Annotated in this window: 12 protein-coding genes and 1 riboswitch; of the genes, 8 read left to right on the forward strand and 4 right to left on the reverse strand. The window is 50.9% G+C overall.

The features are described from left to right. Positions 1 to 144 precede the first annotated feature (144 nt). From CPY98_RS03035 to CPY98_RS03050, 4 genes are all read left to right on the forward strand, one after another. Complete coding sequence (locus CPY98_RS03035; protein WP_172863856.1) at positions 145 to 1,467, forward strand: inorganic triphosphatase; 1,323 nt, start codon at positions 145 to 147, stop codon at positions 1,465 to 1,467. Positions 1,468 to 1,593: 126 nt separating this feature from the next. After that, positions 1,594 to 4,407, forward strand: coding sequence for a bifunctional [glutamate--ammonia ligase]-adenylyl-L-tyrosine phosphorylase/[glutamate--ammonia-ligase] adenylyltransferase (glnE, locus tag CPY98_RS03040; protein ID WP_369828311.1), 2,814 nt, complete (start codon positions 1,594 to 1,596; stop codon positions 4,405 to 4,407). A gap of 91 nt (positions 4,408 to 4,498) precedes the next feature. Then, on the forward strand, positions 4,499 to 4,747 hold the full coding sequence (locus CPY98_RS03045; protein ID WP_231899430.1) for a type II toxin-antitoxin system CcdA family antitoxin: 249 nt from the start codon (positions 4,499 to 4,501) through the stop codon (positions 4,745 to 4,747). Continuing rightward, a complete protein-coding gene (locus tag CPY98_RS03050) occupies positions 4,747 to 5,064 on the forward strand; it encodes a CcdB family protein (protein WP_096386317.1) in 318 nt (105 codons plus the stop codon). Before CPY98_RS03045 ends, CPY98_RS03050 begins: the two co-directional genes overlap by 1 nt. A 64-nt stretch (positions 5,065 to 5,128) precedes the next feature. Here CPY98_RS03050 and CPY98_RS03055 read toward each other — a convergent pair whose 3' ends face one another. Then, entirely contained in the window at positions 5,129 to 6,058 is a 930-nt protein-coding gene (locus tag CPY98_RS03055) for a Kdo(2)-lipid IV(A) acyltransferase (RefSeq protein WP_025799036.1), read from the reverse strand. Between the two features lie 166 nt (positions 6,059 to 6,224). Between CPY98_RS03055 and hldE the strand changes: the two genes are divergently transcribed. Together hldE and yjeH are read left to right on the forward strand one after the other, a co-directional pair. After that, positions 6,225 to 7,655 carry a bifunctional D-glycero-beta-D-manno-heptose-7-phosphate kinase/D-glycero-beta-D-manno-heptose 1-phosphate adenylyltransferase HldE gene (hldE, locus tag CPY98_RS03060; RefSeq protein ID WP_025799038.1) on the forward strand — a complete coding sequence of 477 codons (1,431 nt, stop codon included), beginning with the start codon at positions 6,225 to 6,227 and terminating at the stop codon, positions 7,653 to 7,655. Positions 7,656 to 7,685: 30 nt separating this feature from the next. Further along, positions 7,686 to 8,942 carry an L-methionine/branched-chain amino acid transporter gene (gene yjeH / locus CPY98_RS03065; protein ID WP_046449742.1) on the forward strand — a complete coding sequence of 419 codons (1,257 nt, stop codon included), beginning with the start codon at positions 7,686 to 7,688 and terminating at the stop codon, positions 8,940 to 8,942. 68 nt (positions 8,943 to 9,010) lie between these two features. On the opposite strand, the gene CPY98_RS03070 is transcribed toward yjeH, so the two are convergent. Then, complete coding sequence (locus CPY98_RS03070; protein WP_046359356.1) at positions 9,011 to 9,289, reverse strand: accessory factor UbiK family protein; 279 nt, start codon at positions 9,287 to 9,289, stop codon at positions 9,011 to 9,013. Between the two features lie 207 nt (positions 9,290 to 9,496). Beyond that, positions 9,497 to 9,674, forward strand: a riboswitch (FMN riboswitch). A 119-nt stretch (positions 9,675 to 9,793) separates the two neighbouring features. Between CPY98_RS03070 and ribB the strand changes: the two genes are divergently transcribed. Then, positions 9,794 to 10,447: a 3,4-dihydroxy-2-butanone-4-phosphate synthase gene (gene ribB, locus CPY98_RS03075; RefSeq protein WP_025799042.1), complete on the forward strand. Its 654-nt coding sequence runs from the start codon at positions 9,794 to 9,796 to the stop codon at positions 10,445 to 10,447. A gap of 66 nt (positions 10,448 to 10,513) precedes the next feature. Here the strand turns inward: ribB and zupT are convergent, their stop codons facing one another. Next, positions 10,514 to 11,287 carry a zinc transporter ZupT gene (gene zupT, locus CPY98_RS03080; protein ID WP_096386319.1) on the reverse strand — a complete coding sequence of 258 codons (774 nt, stop codon included), beginning with the start codon at positions 11,285 to 11,287 and terminating at the stop codon, positions 10,514 to 10,516. 231 nt (positions 11,288 to 11,518) lie between these two features. Here zupT and ygiD point away from each other — a divergent pair, with 231 nt between their 5' ends. Then, the gene (gene ygiD, locus CPY98_RS03085) at positions 11,519 to 12,301 is read left to right on the forward strand and encodes a 4,5-DOPA dioxygenase extradiol (RefSeq protein WP_043490834.1); all 783 of its coding nucleotides are present in this window, start codon (positions 11,519 to 11,521) and stop codon (positions 12,299 to 12,301) included. A gap of 63 nt (positions 12,302 to 12,364) precedes the next feature. Here ygiD and CPY98_RS03090 read toward each other — a convergent pair whose 3' ends face one another. Continuing rightward, the gene (locus CPY98_RS03090; protein WP_096386322.1) at positions 12,365 to 13,579 is read right to left on the reverse strand and encodes an MFS transporter; all 1,215 of its coding nucleotides are present in this window, start codon (positions 13,577 to 13,579) and stop codon (positions 12,365 to 12,367) included. Between the last annotated feature and the right edge of the window lie 158 nt (positions 13,580 to 13,737).

A 13,737-nucleotide genomic window follows, 5' to 3' on the forward strand; every position in this document is an offset into this window, starting at 1 on the left:
TTGATGGTTTTCTGCGCAAAAGTTGTCAGAAGGGTGCGCATGTTAACTGATGTGTTTTATGTTGCACACTATTTTTGTATTTCAGCCTGAACTTATTGATATAGTTCGGTAAAACCTTAATGTGAACCAATTATGACCGAAGCTATGAACGTCGAAATCGAACTAAAATTCATCGCTACTCCAGAAGTAGCGGAACAACTTTCTCAGCGTTTGGCTCCGTGGCCAAATGTTCATACTGCGGCGCAAAAACTCACCAATATTTATTATGAAACCGCCGATAACACCTTGCGTAGTTATGACATGGGCTTGCGCATTCGCGGATACGGCGATCGTTACGAAATGACGCTTAAAACCGCGGGGAAAACCGTGGGAGGGCTGCATCAACGCCCTGAATTTAACGTTGACCTCAAGGCCGCTGAATTAGACATTCATTTGCTTCCTGCGGAAGTATGGCCAGAAGGCTGTGATCTTCAGGCGCTTCAAGCCGCACTTTCACCGGTGTTTAGCACGCATTTCGCACGAGAAAAGTGGGTGGTTACTTACCGTTCAAGTGAGATTGAGGTGGCGCTGGATCAGGGCGAAGTAAAAGCCGGTGAACTCAGCGAGCCTTTATATGAAATTGAACTGGAGCTGAAATCGGGCAGCCGAGAGGATTTGCTCTCTTTTGCTCAAGAACTCACGGCTGAAGGCGGTCTTCGCTTAGGCAGCTTGAGCAAAGCCGCACGTGGTTATCACTTGGCAAAAGGCAATCCGGATCGCGAGATCGTTCCGTTGGGCATACTCAAAGTTGCGCCAAAGGCTAACGTTGAACAGGGCATGACCGATGCCTTTACCTTTGCGCTGCGTCACTGGCAGGCGAATGAAGAAGTTTGGCTGCACGGTGACCGTAAAGCCCAGAAAACCGTGCTTGAGGCCATTGAGCTGCTGCGCCAGATTTTTGTGTTATTTGGCGGTTTGGTACCGCGTAAGGCGAGCACCGCGCTGCGAGCGGGTCTCACCGAGCTAGAAGAACAGTTGGCAACGCCGCGTCTCGATGCTAAAAAAGTCTGCTTTAGCCCGCTGTATCTGAATACCCAGTTAGCGCTTACTCGCTGGATAGCCAGCGCAGAATGGCGTTCTTTCGTGACAGATAAAACGCTAACTAAGCTGAATGGATCGTTCAAGCGCTTCGCCGATATCATGCTGGGGCGTACCGGTGCGGAATTGAAAGAAGCCTTCGAACATGTGCAGCACGGCGGCGAATATCAGGATAAATATGTCCGTTTGGTTCGTCAGCTGCTGCTGTTCCATGTACTTTCAGGGGCCTATCCTGAAGAAGCTGTAGCAGAGTATTTATCTGGCTGGCACACGCTGCAGCAGGCGATTATTCAGAAGCAAGATGCCTACATTGAATCCACACGTAAGCATGCAATGGATCAGCCTACATTCTGGTTAAATGGTACTCAAAAACCTTCCGTCAACGACTAGCTGAATAGGTTAGTTGGCTCTCCTCCCTGAGGCTAGGGAGGAGATAGAAGAACTCATTACATCATCGGTTTCGTCTGCAAATAGACGTTTATTCAGGGAGTGTTTATGTCTGAGTCTGCTTCTCGCGTGCTTCCCCCTTTGCTTGACGCTCAGGCCGCGCAAATCTCGGAGCGTTTGGTGATTTCCTCTTTTGAAGATCGCAGCGCGCTGGCGCTAAGCGATTTCATGAGTGAAAACTTTATCGCGCACCCCGAATGGTGGCAGCAACTGCATGACACTCCCCCCCAGCCTGATGAGTGGAAAAATTATGCTCATTGGTTGGATGAACAATTAATCGACGCTGATGATGAAGTGAGTTTGATGCGTGTGCTGCGGCTGTTTCGGCGTCATATGCTGTCGCGAATTTCATGGATGCAATCACTCAAACGCTGTGAAACCGGTGATACGCTGCGCCAACTAAGCGAACTGGCTGAAACGCTGATTATTACCGCGCGCGATCGTTTATATCAAACCTGCTGTGCAGAATGGGGTACGCCGTGCAACGCGCAAGGTGAGCCGCAGCCCTTGTTGATTTTAGGTATGGGGAAATTGGGCGGCGGTGAACTGAACTTTTCGTCGGATATCGATCTGATTTTTGCCTATCCAGAAAGTGGAGTGACGCAAGGTGGAAGGCGTGAGTTAGACAATGCCCAGTTTTTCACCCGCTTAGGCCAGCGCTTGATCAAAGCACTCGATCAGCCCACGGTGGACGGGTTTGTTTATCGTGTTGATATGCGCCTGCGTCCGTTTGGAGACAGTGGCCCGTTAGTGCTGAGCTTTGCCGCACTTGAGGATTACTACCAAGAACAAGGACGAGATTGGGAGCGTTATGCGATGGTCAAAGCGCGTCTGATGGGCGGCAATGAAGACGCCTATAGTCAAGAGCTACGCCGTACGCTGCGCCCGTTCGTATTCCGCCGTTATATTGATTTCAGCGTTATTCAGTCGCTGCGCAATATGAAAGGCATGATTGCCCGTGAAGTTCGCCGCAGAGGTCTGAAAGATAATATTAAGCTGGGTGCTGGTGGTATCCGCGAAATTGAGTTTATCACGCAGGTTTTCCAACTGATTCGCGGTGGGCGTGAGCCGTCTTTACAGCAGCGTGCGCTCCAGCCTTCACTGTTGGCGATTGGTCAGCTTGGTTTACTCAAGACCGAGCAGGTTGTAGATCTCACTGAAAGTTATCTGTTTTTACGCCGGTTGGAAAATCTCCTTCAGGCTATCAATGACGAACAAACCCAAACGCTGCCCAACGACGAACTGAATCAGGCTCGCTTAGCTTGGGGAATGGGCGCTGCGGATTGGGCACAGCTGATGGCGCAGCTAGAGCAAAAGATGTTGGCTGTGAGGGCTATTTTTAACGAATTAATTGGCGATGATGAGAGCGAAGAAGAAAGTGCGGAAGCACCGCGCGAGCAATTTGCCGCTCTGTGGCAAGATTTGCTGGATGAGCGCGATCTAGACCCCTTCACGCCACAGTTAGAGAGCGAGTCACGTCAGCTATTGCTGCGTTGTATCAACGATTTCCGCAGCGATGTGGATAAACGCACCATCGGGCCGCGTGGCCGTGAAGTACTCGGCCAACTGATGCCAGCGCTACTTGGTGAAGTGTGTGCTAGAGAAGACGCTGTACGCGTGCTCCAACGTCTAACTCCGCTATTGCTCAACATCGTCACGCGCACCACGTATCTGGAGCTGCTGGTGGAGTATCGTGCGGCGCTGAGCCAACTGATTCGCCTATGCGCGGCTTCGCCGATGGTGGCGACGCAGCTGGCACGTTACCCGCTGCTGCTGGATGAACTACTCGATCCAAACACCTTGTATCAGCCCGTTCCTCAAGATGCCTATCGTGATGAGCTGCGCCAATATTTGATGCGGGTTCCCGCCGATGATGAAGAGCAGAATCTTGAGGCGCTGAGACAGTTTAAACATGCTCATCAGTTGCGAATTGCTGCCAGCGATATTTCAGGGGCGTTGCCGGTGATGAAAGTCAGCGATCATCTCACCTATCTTGCCGAGGCGATGATTGATGCGGTGGTGCAGCAGGCGTGGACACATATGGTTGGGCGTTATGGTCAGCCGACGCATCTGCAAGGGCGTGAAGGGCGAGGGTTTGCGGTACTCGGCTACGGAAAATTGGGCGGTTGGGAGTTAGGTTATAGCTCCGATCTCGATCTTGTTTTCTTGCTCGATTGCCCGTCTGATGTGATGACCAGCGGCGAGCGTAGCATTGATGGTCGCCAGTTCTATCTGCGCTTGGCGCAGCGCATTATGCATCTGTTTAGCACGCGTACGTCATCAGGAATTTTGTATGAGGTAGATGCTCGTCTTCGCCCTTCAGGGGCTTCAGGCATGCTGGTGAGTACCGTCGATTCCTTTGGCGAGTACCAGCGAAACGAAGCGTGGACGTGGGAACATCAGGCCTTGGTACGTGCCCGCCCTGTTTATGGTGACGTGCAGATTCATCAGCAGTTTGATGCGATTCGCCATGAGATTTTGTGTCGTTCCAGAGAAACGAACACCTTAAAGACTGAAGTCCGTGAAATGCGGGAAAAAATGCGCCAGCATCTGGGCGGCAAGCATCGCGACCAGTTTGATATTAAAGCCGATGAGGGCGGCATTACGGATATTGAATTTATCGCTCAATATCTGGTGCTTAACTATGCCTCACAGGAACCACGCCTCACGCGTTGGTCAGACAACGTACGTATATTTGAGCTGATGGCGAACTACAACATCATGCCGGAGGCAGAAGCGGCGGCGCTGACGCAGGCCTATGTGACGATGCGTGATGCGATCCACCATTTAGCTTTGCAAGAGCAGTCGGGTGCCGTCGGGCTGGATGCATTCGTTGCTGAGCGTGAACAGGTGCGCCGTAGTTGGGCGACGTGGTTGGGGTAGAGAATAAAATCTTTGCGAAGCTGTGCGCAAATTTCAACCGTTTCTCTTTTTGTTGTTCTATAATGCGCATAAATTATGCGCATGGAGTTTCATGATGAAACGTAGAACACTTTTAACGGGAAGTAAAAAGGCGGTGAATGTGAGCATCGATCAGGGACTGATTCAGCAGGCTAAAGCACTTAACATCAATTTATCTGCCGTGATGGAAGAGGCTTTGCAGCAGGTTGTTATCGCAGAGGGGCAGCGACAGTGGCTTGATAGCCATCAACAAAGCATTGCTACCTATAATCAAGATGTTGAAGAGAACGGTGTATTCAGTGATGGCCTGAGGTCTTTTTGATGAGCCAGTTTGCCGTCTACAAAAACCGAGATCGGGCTTCTGCAAAACGTTTTCCGTATCTTCTGGATGTTCAGCACGATTTCTTGTCATCGCTGGCGACCCGAATGGTTATTCCATTAGGGCTAAAAACCACATCATCGTTGGCTGAACAAGAGCGACTGATCCTGAGCTTTAAGATTGAAGAACATGAGGTGTTACTGATGACGCCACAGATGGCTGGAGTTACGTTGTCGCAGCTAGGGGAACAGGTCGACGACTTGGGGTATTGCCGAGACGATATCGTGGGAGCGATGGATTTTCTGATATTTGGCTATTAGTGGTTTCGTCCCTGAAACCCTGTCCTTGAAATCCATTTAGAGCAATAAACGTGATTGCTCTGCGCTAGTAGCGAGATGGCATGCCTTTGGGGCGCGTCTTAAAGCGGCGATGCATCCACATGTATTGTGTTGGCGCGCGTAAGATTTCTTGTTCGACGACTTTATTCATAGCGATAGCCGCGACGGTTTCGTTTTCCAATGGGAAATCTTCTAACCGTGGCTGAATCACCATGGTATAGCCGCTCCCATCTTCCGCTCGAACCGCGTTAAACGGAATAATGGCCGGTTTTCCCATGCGAGCCAGAATGTAAGTGCCCGTTGTGGTGGCCGCTTGCTCAACGGCAAACAAAGGCACAAAAACGCTGCTACGTGGGCCGTAATCGTGATCGGGCGCGTACCAGACGATCTCACCTTCCTTGAGCGCGCGGATCATGCCTTTAACGTCTTTGCGGTCGAGCATATATTTATTGGAACGCAGACGTCCCCAGGTTTGCATCCAGTCCACAACTTTGTTGTCGTTAGGACGGTAAACACCGACGCCAGGATTATGAACGCCAAAAATACGTGCGCCCAGCTCTAGCGTTAGGAAGTGCAAACCAATTAGCAATACGCCTTTGCCTTCCTGCTGAGCTTTAGCGATGTTTTCTAAGCCTTCAGCTTTGCACCAGCGATTAATGCGCCAAGTTGGCCAAAACCAAGCCATACCGGTTTCAATGAGCCCCATACCAACGGACTCAAAATTTTTGGCAACTTTTGCTCTACGCTCAGCTTCACTCATTTCGGGGAAGCAAAGCTCTAAATTGCGTAAAGAAATTTTTACCCGGCGTTTCATAAATTTCATCGCAGTTCTACCTAACCACGTTCCAAATTTATACAGCCATGGATAGGGCAGAAGCACTAAAATGTAGAGTACTCCCAGCCCCAACCAAGTTAACCAGTAACGTGGGTGCAGTAATTCGCGCTCGAATTTCGGGTAAACATGATTGTCAGCCATAACGGGGAAATCAGAACCTCGCTGAATGAATTAAGGTTCTATTGTATACATAAATTACGTGGAGTTGCAGTCAGCGAGCAGCTACAACCCGTAAGAAGGGTGTAATAGAAATAGCGCTGGGTGTGATAATATCGCGCACAATCTTAGTCTTTTTTGGAGTCCGGGGATGAAAGTAACCCTACCTGATTTCCGTCATGCCAACGTTCTGGTTGTGGGTGACGTCATGTTAGATCGCTACTGGTATGGACCTACTAGCCGTATTTCACCTGAAGCACCGGTACCGGTGGTTAAAGTGGATACCGTTGAGGAGCGTCCTGGCGGGGCGGCCAACGTGGCAATGAACATTGCGTCGCTTGGCGCGAATGCTCGTTTGGTAGGTTTAACCGGTATCGATGACGCAGCAAGAGCGCTAAGTGCCAAGTTGGGCGAAGTTAACGTTAAATGCGATTTCGTGTCCGTGCCGACGCATCCAACGATCACTAAACTGCGTGTTTTATCGCGTAATCAGCAGCTGATTCGTCTCGACTTTGAAGAGGGCTTCAGCAGCATTGATCCTCAGCCAATTTTTGAAAGAATTCAGCACGCATTGCCAAAACTGGGCGCGTTAATTTTATCCGATTATGCCAAAGGGGCATTAAATTCGGTCCAACAGATGATTCAATTAGCACGTGCGGCGAACGTTCCTGTGCTGATCGATCCTAAAGGTACCGATTTTGAACGCTACCGAGGTGCAACGCTGCTAACGCCAAATCTGTCTGAGTTCGAAGCCGTGGTAGGCCGTTGTAAAACCGATGAAGAATTGGTTGAGCGTGGTTTGCAATTGATGCGTGAATTTGATCTCACAGCGCTGCTAGTTACGCGTTCTGAGCAGGGCATGACCTTGTTGCAGCACGACCAGCCACCGTTGCATATGCCGACGCAGGCGCAAGAAGTGTATGACGTGACCGGTGCTGGCGATACGGTGATTGGTGTTCTGGCAACGGCAATCGCCGCGGGAACGTCATTGGAAGAGGCTTGCTTCTTAGCCAATGCGGGCGCGGGCGTGGTGGTGGGCAAACTGGGAACGTCTACCGTTTCACCTATCGAGCTGGAAAACGCCATTCGTGGGCGCAGCGAAACGGGCTTTGGCGTGATGAGCCAAGAAGAGTTAAAAGCCGCCGTTGCGAATGCTCGTCAGCGTGGCGAAAAAGTCGTGATGACTAACGGCGTTTTTGACATTCTGCATGCGGGACATGTTTCTTATTTGGCTAACGCACGCAAATTAGGCGATCGACTAATCGTTGCGGTAAACAGCGATGCATCAACCAAACGCTTGAAGGGTGAAGAGCGTCCGGTCAATGCGTTAGCACAGCGTATGATCGTACTGGCTGCGCTAGAAGCCGTGGATTGGGTTATCTCATTTGAAGAAGATACGCCGCAGCGCATTATTTCTGAGGTATTGCCTGATCTGTTGGTTAAAGGCGGTGACTACAAGCCTGAAGATATTGCAGGTGGGAAAGAAGTGATCGCTGCTGGTGGTGAAGTGCGTGTGCTGAATTTTGAAGATGGTTGTTCAACCACCAACATCATTAAAACAATTCGTCAGGGCCACGAATAATCCCCCGATGAACGCTAAGCGGAACATATTGTGAGCGGATTAAAGCAAGAGCTAGGGCTGGCTCAGGGAATAGGATTGTTATCTACATCGCTGTTAGGCACGGGCGTCTTTGCTGTGCCTGCATTAGCGGCGCTGGTGGCCGGCAATGATAGCCTGTGGGCATGGCCGATTCTTATTATCCTCGTGTTTCCGATCGCGATTGGTTTCGCTGCGCTAGGGCGTCACTTCCCAAGTGCGGGCGGTGCCGCTCATTTTGTCGGTATGGCATTTGGGCCGCATATGGCGCGAGTGACCGGTTGGCTGTTTCTTTCCGTTATCCCCGTTGGTTTACCTGCGGCGCTGCAAATTGCGGCGGGTTTTTGGCAGGCTATGTTTGGCTGGCATGGCTGGGAGTTGCTGCTGGTGGAAATCGGCACGCTGATGGTGGTGTGGTTTTTGGGCACCCGCGGAGCAGGTTCCAGCGCGAACTTACAGACGTTGATCGCCGGACTGGTGGTGGCTTTGGTTGCGGCCATTTGGTGGCGCGGCGGAATATCACCGGCGGAAATTCCATTCCCGACTCCAGCAGATGTCAGCCCTCAGAACCTCTTTTCTGCATTGGCCGTGATGTTTTGGTGCTTTGTCGGATTAGAAGCTTTTGCCCATCTGGCCTCTGAGTTTAAAGATCCCGAACGTGATTTTCCTCGTGCATTGATGATCGGCTTGCTGCTGGCAGGCGTGGTGTACTGGGGTTGTACGGTCGCGGTTTTGCATTTCAATGCCTTCGGTGCGGAAAAAGCCGCAGCGGCATCACTGCCGGGGATCGTCGTACAGCTATTTGGTCAAAAAGCGCTATGGATCGCCTGTATTATTGGCTATCTGGCCTGTTTTGCTAGCCTTAATATTTACACCCAAAGCTTTGCTCGGCTGGTTTGGTCACAGGCGCAGCTGAAACCACAAAGCCGTTTGGCGCAGCTTTCACTGCGTCAGGCACCGGTCAACGCGCTGAATGTTGTACTTGGCTGCTGTTTACTGTGCGCGGTGGGCATTTATGCACTAGGTGTGGCGTTGGATGAACTGATTATTTACGCCAACGGCATTTTTATCATGATCTATCTGCTGTGTATGCTGGCGGGTTGCCGTCTACTGAAAGGACGTTCACGTCTGATGGCGGCCATAGGCAGCGTATTGTGTTTGTTATTGCTCTATATGGTTGGCTGGAAAAGTATTTATGCGATCGTAATGCTAGCCGCACTATGGGCACTGTTACCTCGGCGTGCGATGGAAAACGGAGTAAACTCCCATTAGCTATCGAGCTAAGCAGCAATAAAAACGGAAGCCGATGGCTTCCGTTTTTGCGTTTATGCTCGACTCGCTTATTCAGCGTCTTTTGTCGCGGTTGCTTCGCTTGCTGCCAGTTTTTCTTCTAACGCAGCTAAGCGCTGTTCCATCATCGCCAGCTTTTCACGCGTGCGCAGCAAAACCTGCGTTTGTACGTCAAACTCTTCGCGATTCACTAAATCCATGCGATTAAATTGTGCCTGCAGGATTTGGCGGATTTTTTTCTCGACATCATCCCCGAACTCGCGCAGTCCTTTTGGCATGGATTCATGCACCTGACGGGCAATCTGTTCAATTTTCTTCGGGTCAATCATGGCGTGTTCCTTGGTCGTTATGGTCATGCGTTAGGGCTTAAGAACCACTATCAGAACGAATGACGATGATATTGAGCTGATGCACAATAGCAGAGCTATAGCTGCATAGTGTAATGCGAGTTGGCGAATGGATAAACCTCTGTGATCGCTCTTGGATAATCTGGAATGACGATTGCCCAAACTAATCATTAGCGTTATAGTTGACCTGCTTATTCTCAGGGCGGGGTGGAAGTCCCCACCGGCGGTAAATTTATGCATAACGCATGTCTTTCACGGCAAGCGCAGCATAAAAAGCCCGCGAGCGCTTATGCCGCAAGGTGTAAGGACAGCAGATCCGGTGTAATTCCGGAGCCGACGGTTAGAGTCCGGATGGGAGAGAGTAACGATACCTGTTGGGTTTGTCCCACTCGCGTTATTAGGCGCGTTAGCCGTAGGCTTACGTTTGCCACTCCTCAAAGCTGCCCTGATTCTGGTAATCCATATAATTAATGAGGTTTTTTTACCATGAATCAGACTTTACTTTCCGATTTCGGTACTCCGATGGAACGTGTTGAACGTGCGCTGGCTGCATTGCGTGAAGGCCGCGGCGTTATGGTGCTTGACGATGAAAATCGTGAAAACGAAGGCGACATGATTTTCCCTGCTGAAACCATGACTGAAGAACAGATGGCGCTGACCATCCGTCACGGTAGCGGCATTGTTTGCCTGTGCATCACCGAAGAGCGTCGTTTGCAGTTAGATCTGCCGATGATGGTCAGCAACAACACCAGCCATTACGGCACCGCATTCACCGTGACTATCGAAGCCGCTGAAGGCGTGACGACCGGCGTTTCTGCCAAAGACCGTTTGACTACCGTGCGTGCCGCAAGCGCTGAAGGCGCTAAGCCTTCTGACCTGCATCGCCCTGGTCACGTGTTCCCGCTGCGCGCTCAAAACGGCGGCGTTCTGACTCGTCGTGGTCATACTGAAGCAACTATCGATCTGGTGACTTTAGCGGGATTCCGTTCTGCGGGCGTACTGTGTGAACTGACCAATGACGACGGTACTATGGCACGTGCGCCAGAAGTGATTGTGTTTGCTAACAAACATAACATGCCAGTCGTGACCATCGATGATTTGGTGGCTTACCGCCAGTCTCAAGAAAAAATCGCGAGCTGATTTTTAGCTCTGCACGAAAAAGGACAGCCTAGGCTGTCCTTTTTGCTATTTGGAGATGGGAGAGTCTTAACCGAGCGGGCTGCTTTGTAACAGCGTCAGGCTAAATCCCATCACCGTCATACCGCACAGCACGCCATAGCTTGGGTTATTCTGCGGATCAATCTCTTTGGCCAACGGCATCAGTTCGTCTACCGATAGCGCCACCATGATACCCGCTACCATTGCCATGATTGAGGCCATTAACACCGGAGATATGGCCGGCCCCAGCAAAAAGAATGCCAGTAACCCACCTAAAATTTCGGCGAAGCCCGAAATGCTGGCCCACCATAGCGCCTTAGTTTTTGAGCCCGTGGCGGCATAGACCGGCCCAGCAACCGCTAAGCCTTCAGGAATATTGTGAATGGCAACCGCGAGCGCAATACCCATGCCTAATTCAAGGTCGGAGCTGGCGGTGACAAAGGTGGCAATGCCTTCTGGAAAGTTATGCAGGCTAATGCCGAGCGTTAGCAGCATGGCTGTACGGCGCAGGTTGCGTGTTTTCCCTGCCTTAGGCGCATCCATCAGGTCGTGTGCATGCTGGTGCGGCAACATTCTGTCCAACATGAAATAGCCCACCAGACCAATGATAAACATGCCATAGCCAAGCATCGGTGACATGCCTTGGGTATCCAGCGCGGCGGGTAACATTTCCATCAAAGAAATCAGCAGCATAATCCCTGCGGCAAAGCCAAGCGCAAACGCTAAAACCCGGTTGGAGGGTTTCTGTCCGATAATGGCTAATAACGCGCCGACAAATGTGGCACCGCCAGCTAGCAAAGTCAGAATAAGTGGAACTGACATAGCGCCTCCTTGTTGATAATGATTCCTATTATTGTTTTAACCTATCTTTAAGTAAATAGCGAATACAAAGTTATTACCGATGACTCTAATAACTCAACCCCTCTGGGTCTGATATTCAAATTTACTGACAATCATCATCATGGTTATCCGGCAGACGATCGAGATAAATCTGAGTAATGTATAACCATTCGGAGGCGATGCTCTCCGCCAGACTCAGAAAAGGATAATGTTATGACTACCTCTCGTATGCCTGCGCTATTTCTCGGTCACGGTAGCCCGATGAACGTGCTGGAAGAAAATGACTACACCACGGCTTGGCGCGAGTTAGGTAAAACGTTGCCGCGTCCGAAAGCGATTGTTGCTGTTTCTGCGCATTGGTACACCCGTGGTACGTTTGTCACGGCGATGGAACAGCCGCGGACGATCCATGATTTTGGTGGATTCCCACAGGCCCTGTTCGATACGCAATATCCAGCGCCGGGTTCGCCTGAACTCGCTCGTCGAGTACAGGAATTACTGGCGCCAGAAATGGTGCATTTGGATACCAGCGAATGGGGTTTGGATCACGGTACTTGGGGCGTTTTGATCAAAATGTATCCAGATGCCGATATTCCGGTGATCCAACTGAGTATTGATGGTACTCAACCCGCGGCTTATCACTATGAACTAGGCAAGAAACTCGCCGCCTTGCGCGATGAAGGCGTGATGATTGTCGCGAGCGGAAACGTGGTACATAACCTGCGAATGGTTAAGTGGCAGGGCGAAGCGGAACCTTATCCGTGGGCATTCAGTTTTGATAATTTTGTGCGTGAGAATCTGGCACATAAAGGCGAAAACCATCCACTGGTTAACTTTATGCAGCATGAAGGCGCTGAATTATCTAACCCATCGCCGGAGCACTTCCTGCCGCTGTTATATGTGCTTGGCGCATGGAACGGTGAAGAGCCGATTTCTGTGCCGGTGGACGGCATTGTGATGGCGTCGCTGAGTATGCTATCAGTCGTCGTGGGATAGTACCCGCAAACGAAATTCCTCCCCTGCGAAGGGGAGGATTACGATAGGGTCAGTATGCGGAAGTTAGCGACTGGCCTTCTTCTTCAAAAACACCCACATCAGAGCCAACCAAAGCAGCCCGCTGATTAATCCATACAAATTAAAGATCCCACTTCCCTGCCAGAGATAAATACGTTTTGCGATTTCGATGCCCAAGGCATAAATGCCAATGGTGGTCATACCGAGAGCGGCGGCAACGGTGCCTTTGCGCATATCGCTGGCAAACAGCGTGAGGCGATATAATCCTGCGTTAATTAGCCCTGTGCCGAAGGCGTAAAGGCTTAAACCGGCAATGGTCCAAAGGTAAGCATGCGGGGTAAACAGTGTGCCAAAGGTGGCCAGTGCCAGACCGGTAATGATCGGCGGTGCGCCGAGCCACAGCGGTTTTTCAATCGACATCTTTCCTGCGATGCGTGCCAGCACTAAATTGCCCATGATAAGGGCAACAAAAATAGGCACCTGCAACCAGCCATATGCCACTGGCGTCAGCCCTTCACCATCGATCAGTATCACCGGAGAAATCGCGACCCACGCCAACAGCGGCAGGGCCGAAAAACCGATTGATGCCGCACCACAGACAAAACGCAGATTGCCAAATACCTGTCGATAATCTGCCAGCAGGGAGGTTAAGCGTAATTTTTCGCCCTGCGACTGCGCGGTTTCCGGCATCGCTTTCCATAGACCGAGCCATGCAATAAATGCCACTAAGGCAAATACGGCAAACATGCTTTTCCACGGTGCGAATTGAATAAATGCCGCACCGGCCAGCGGGCCAATCAATGGCGCTATCAAGGCCACGTTGGCCATTAATGCCATCAGCTTGATACTGAGCGTTTGATCGAAGGCTTCTTGCACGGCGGCATATCCCACGGCGCCGATAAAACAGAGGCTGATACCTTGGATAAAGCGCATCAGAATAAATTGTTCAATGCTGTTGGTGAATAGCGTAGCGATACAGGCGGCAACAAACAGCATCACGCCGGTCAGCATCACCGGGCGGCGGCCAACGCGGTCAGAGAGTGGCCCAAGCAGCCATTGCAGCATCATGCCACCGAATAAATACGCGGTTAATGAGGTTGGAACCCAGCTCACATCGGCATTGAAATCACGCACCACATGAATCATGCCCGGTTGGATCATGTCGTGGGCGATGTAGGTTGCGAACTCGAATAACACCAGTGCGAGCGGAAACAGCACGGCACGGCGAGTTAGCTTAGAAGCAGCAATATAGGATGACATGTCGGGTGATTACTCGGTTTATGTAAAGAGTTTGCCCCTGCGTTCCCAGTGAAAAAGAAACGGCAGGGGCTATAGTCGTTCAATTCTGATTTTCGGGGGAGCGTAGGATGCGTTATATAACCGCACCCTGCGATAAACCCGTCTATCTTTTTGTGTCA

The organism is Hafnia sp. CBA7124, from assembly GCF_002355555.1.
In the GTDB taxonomy this organism is placed as follows: Bacteria; Pseudomonadota; Gammaproteobacteria; order Enterobacterales; family Enterobacteriaceae; genus Hafnia; species Hafnia alvei.

What these genes read in the sequence shown, in the direction of transcription:
- ygiD (WP_043490834.1), top strand. Translation starts at nt 11,519, where the DNA reads ATGACTACCTCTCGTATGCCTGCGCTATTTCTCGGTCACGGTAGCCCG.
- ribB (WP_025799042.1), top strand. Translation starts at nt 9,794, where the DNA reads ATGAATCAGACTTTACTTTCCGATTTCGGTACTCCGATGGAACGTGTT.
- CPY98_RS03050 (WP_096386317.1), top strand. Translation starts at nt 4,747, where the DNA reads ATGAGCCAGTTTGCCGTCTACAAAAACCGAGATCGGGCTTCTGCAAAA.
- CPY98_RS03070 (WP_046359356.1), bottom strand. Translation starts at nt 9,289, where the DNA reads ATGATTGACCCGAAGAAAATTGAACAGATTGCCCGTCAGGTGCATGAA.
- hldE (WP_025799038.1), top strand. Translation starts at nt 6,225, where the DNA reads ATGAAAGTAACCCTACCTGATTTCCGTCATGCCAACGTTCTGGTTGTG.
- CPY98_RS03045 (WP_231899430.1), top strand. Translation starts at nt 4,499, where the DNA reads ATGATGAAACGTAGAACACTTTTAACGGGAAGTAAAAAGGCGGTGAAT.
- zupT (WP_096386319.1), bottom strand. Translation starts at nt 11,287, where the DNA reads ATGTCAGTTCCACTTATTCTGACTTTGCTAGCTGGCGGTGCCACATTT.
- CPY98_RS03035 (WP_172863856.1), top strand. Translation starts at nt 145, where the DNA reads ATGAACGTCGAAATCGAACTAAAATTCATCGCTACTCCAGAAGTAGCG.
- CPY98_RS03055 (WP_025799036.1), bottom strand. Translation starts at nt 6,058, where the DNA reads ATGGCTGACAATCATGTTTACCCGAAATTCGAGCGCGAATTACTGCAC.
- CPY98_RS03090 (WP_096386322.1), bottom strand. Translation starts at nt 13,579, where the DNA reads ATGTCATCCTATATTGCTGCTTCTAAGCTAACTCGCCGTGCCGTGCTG.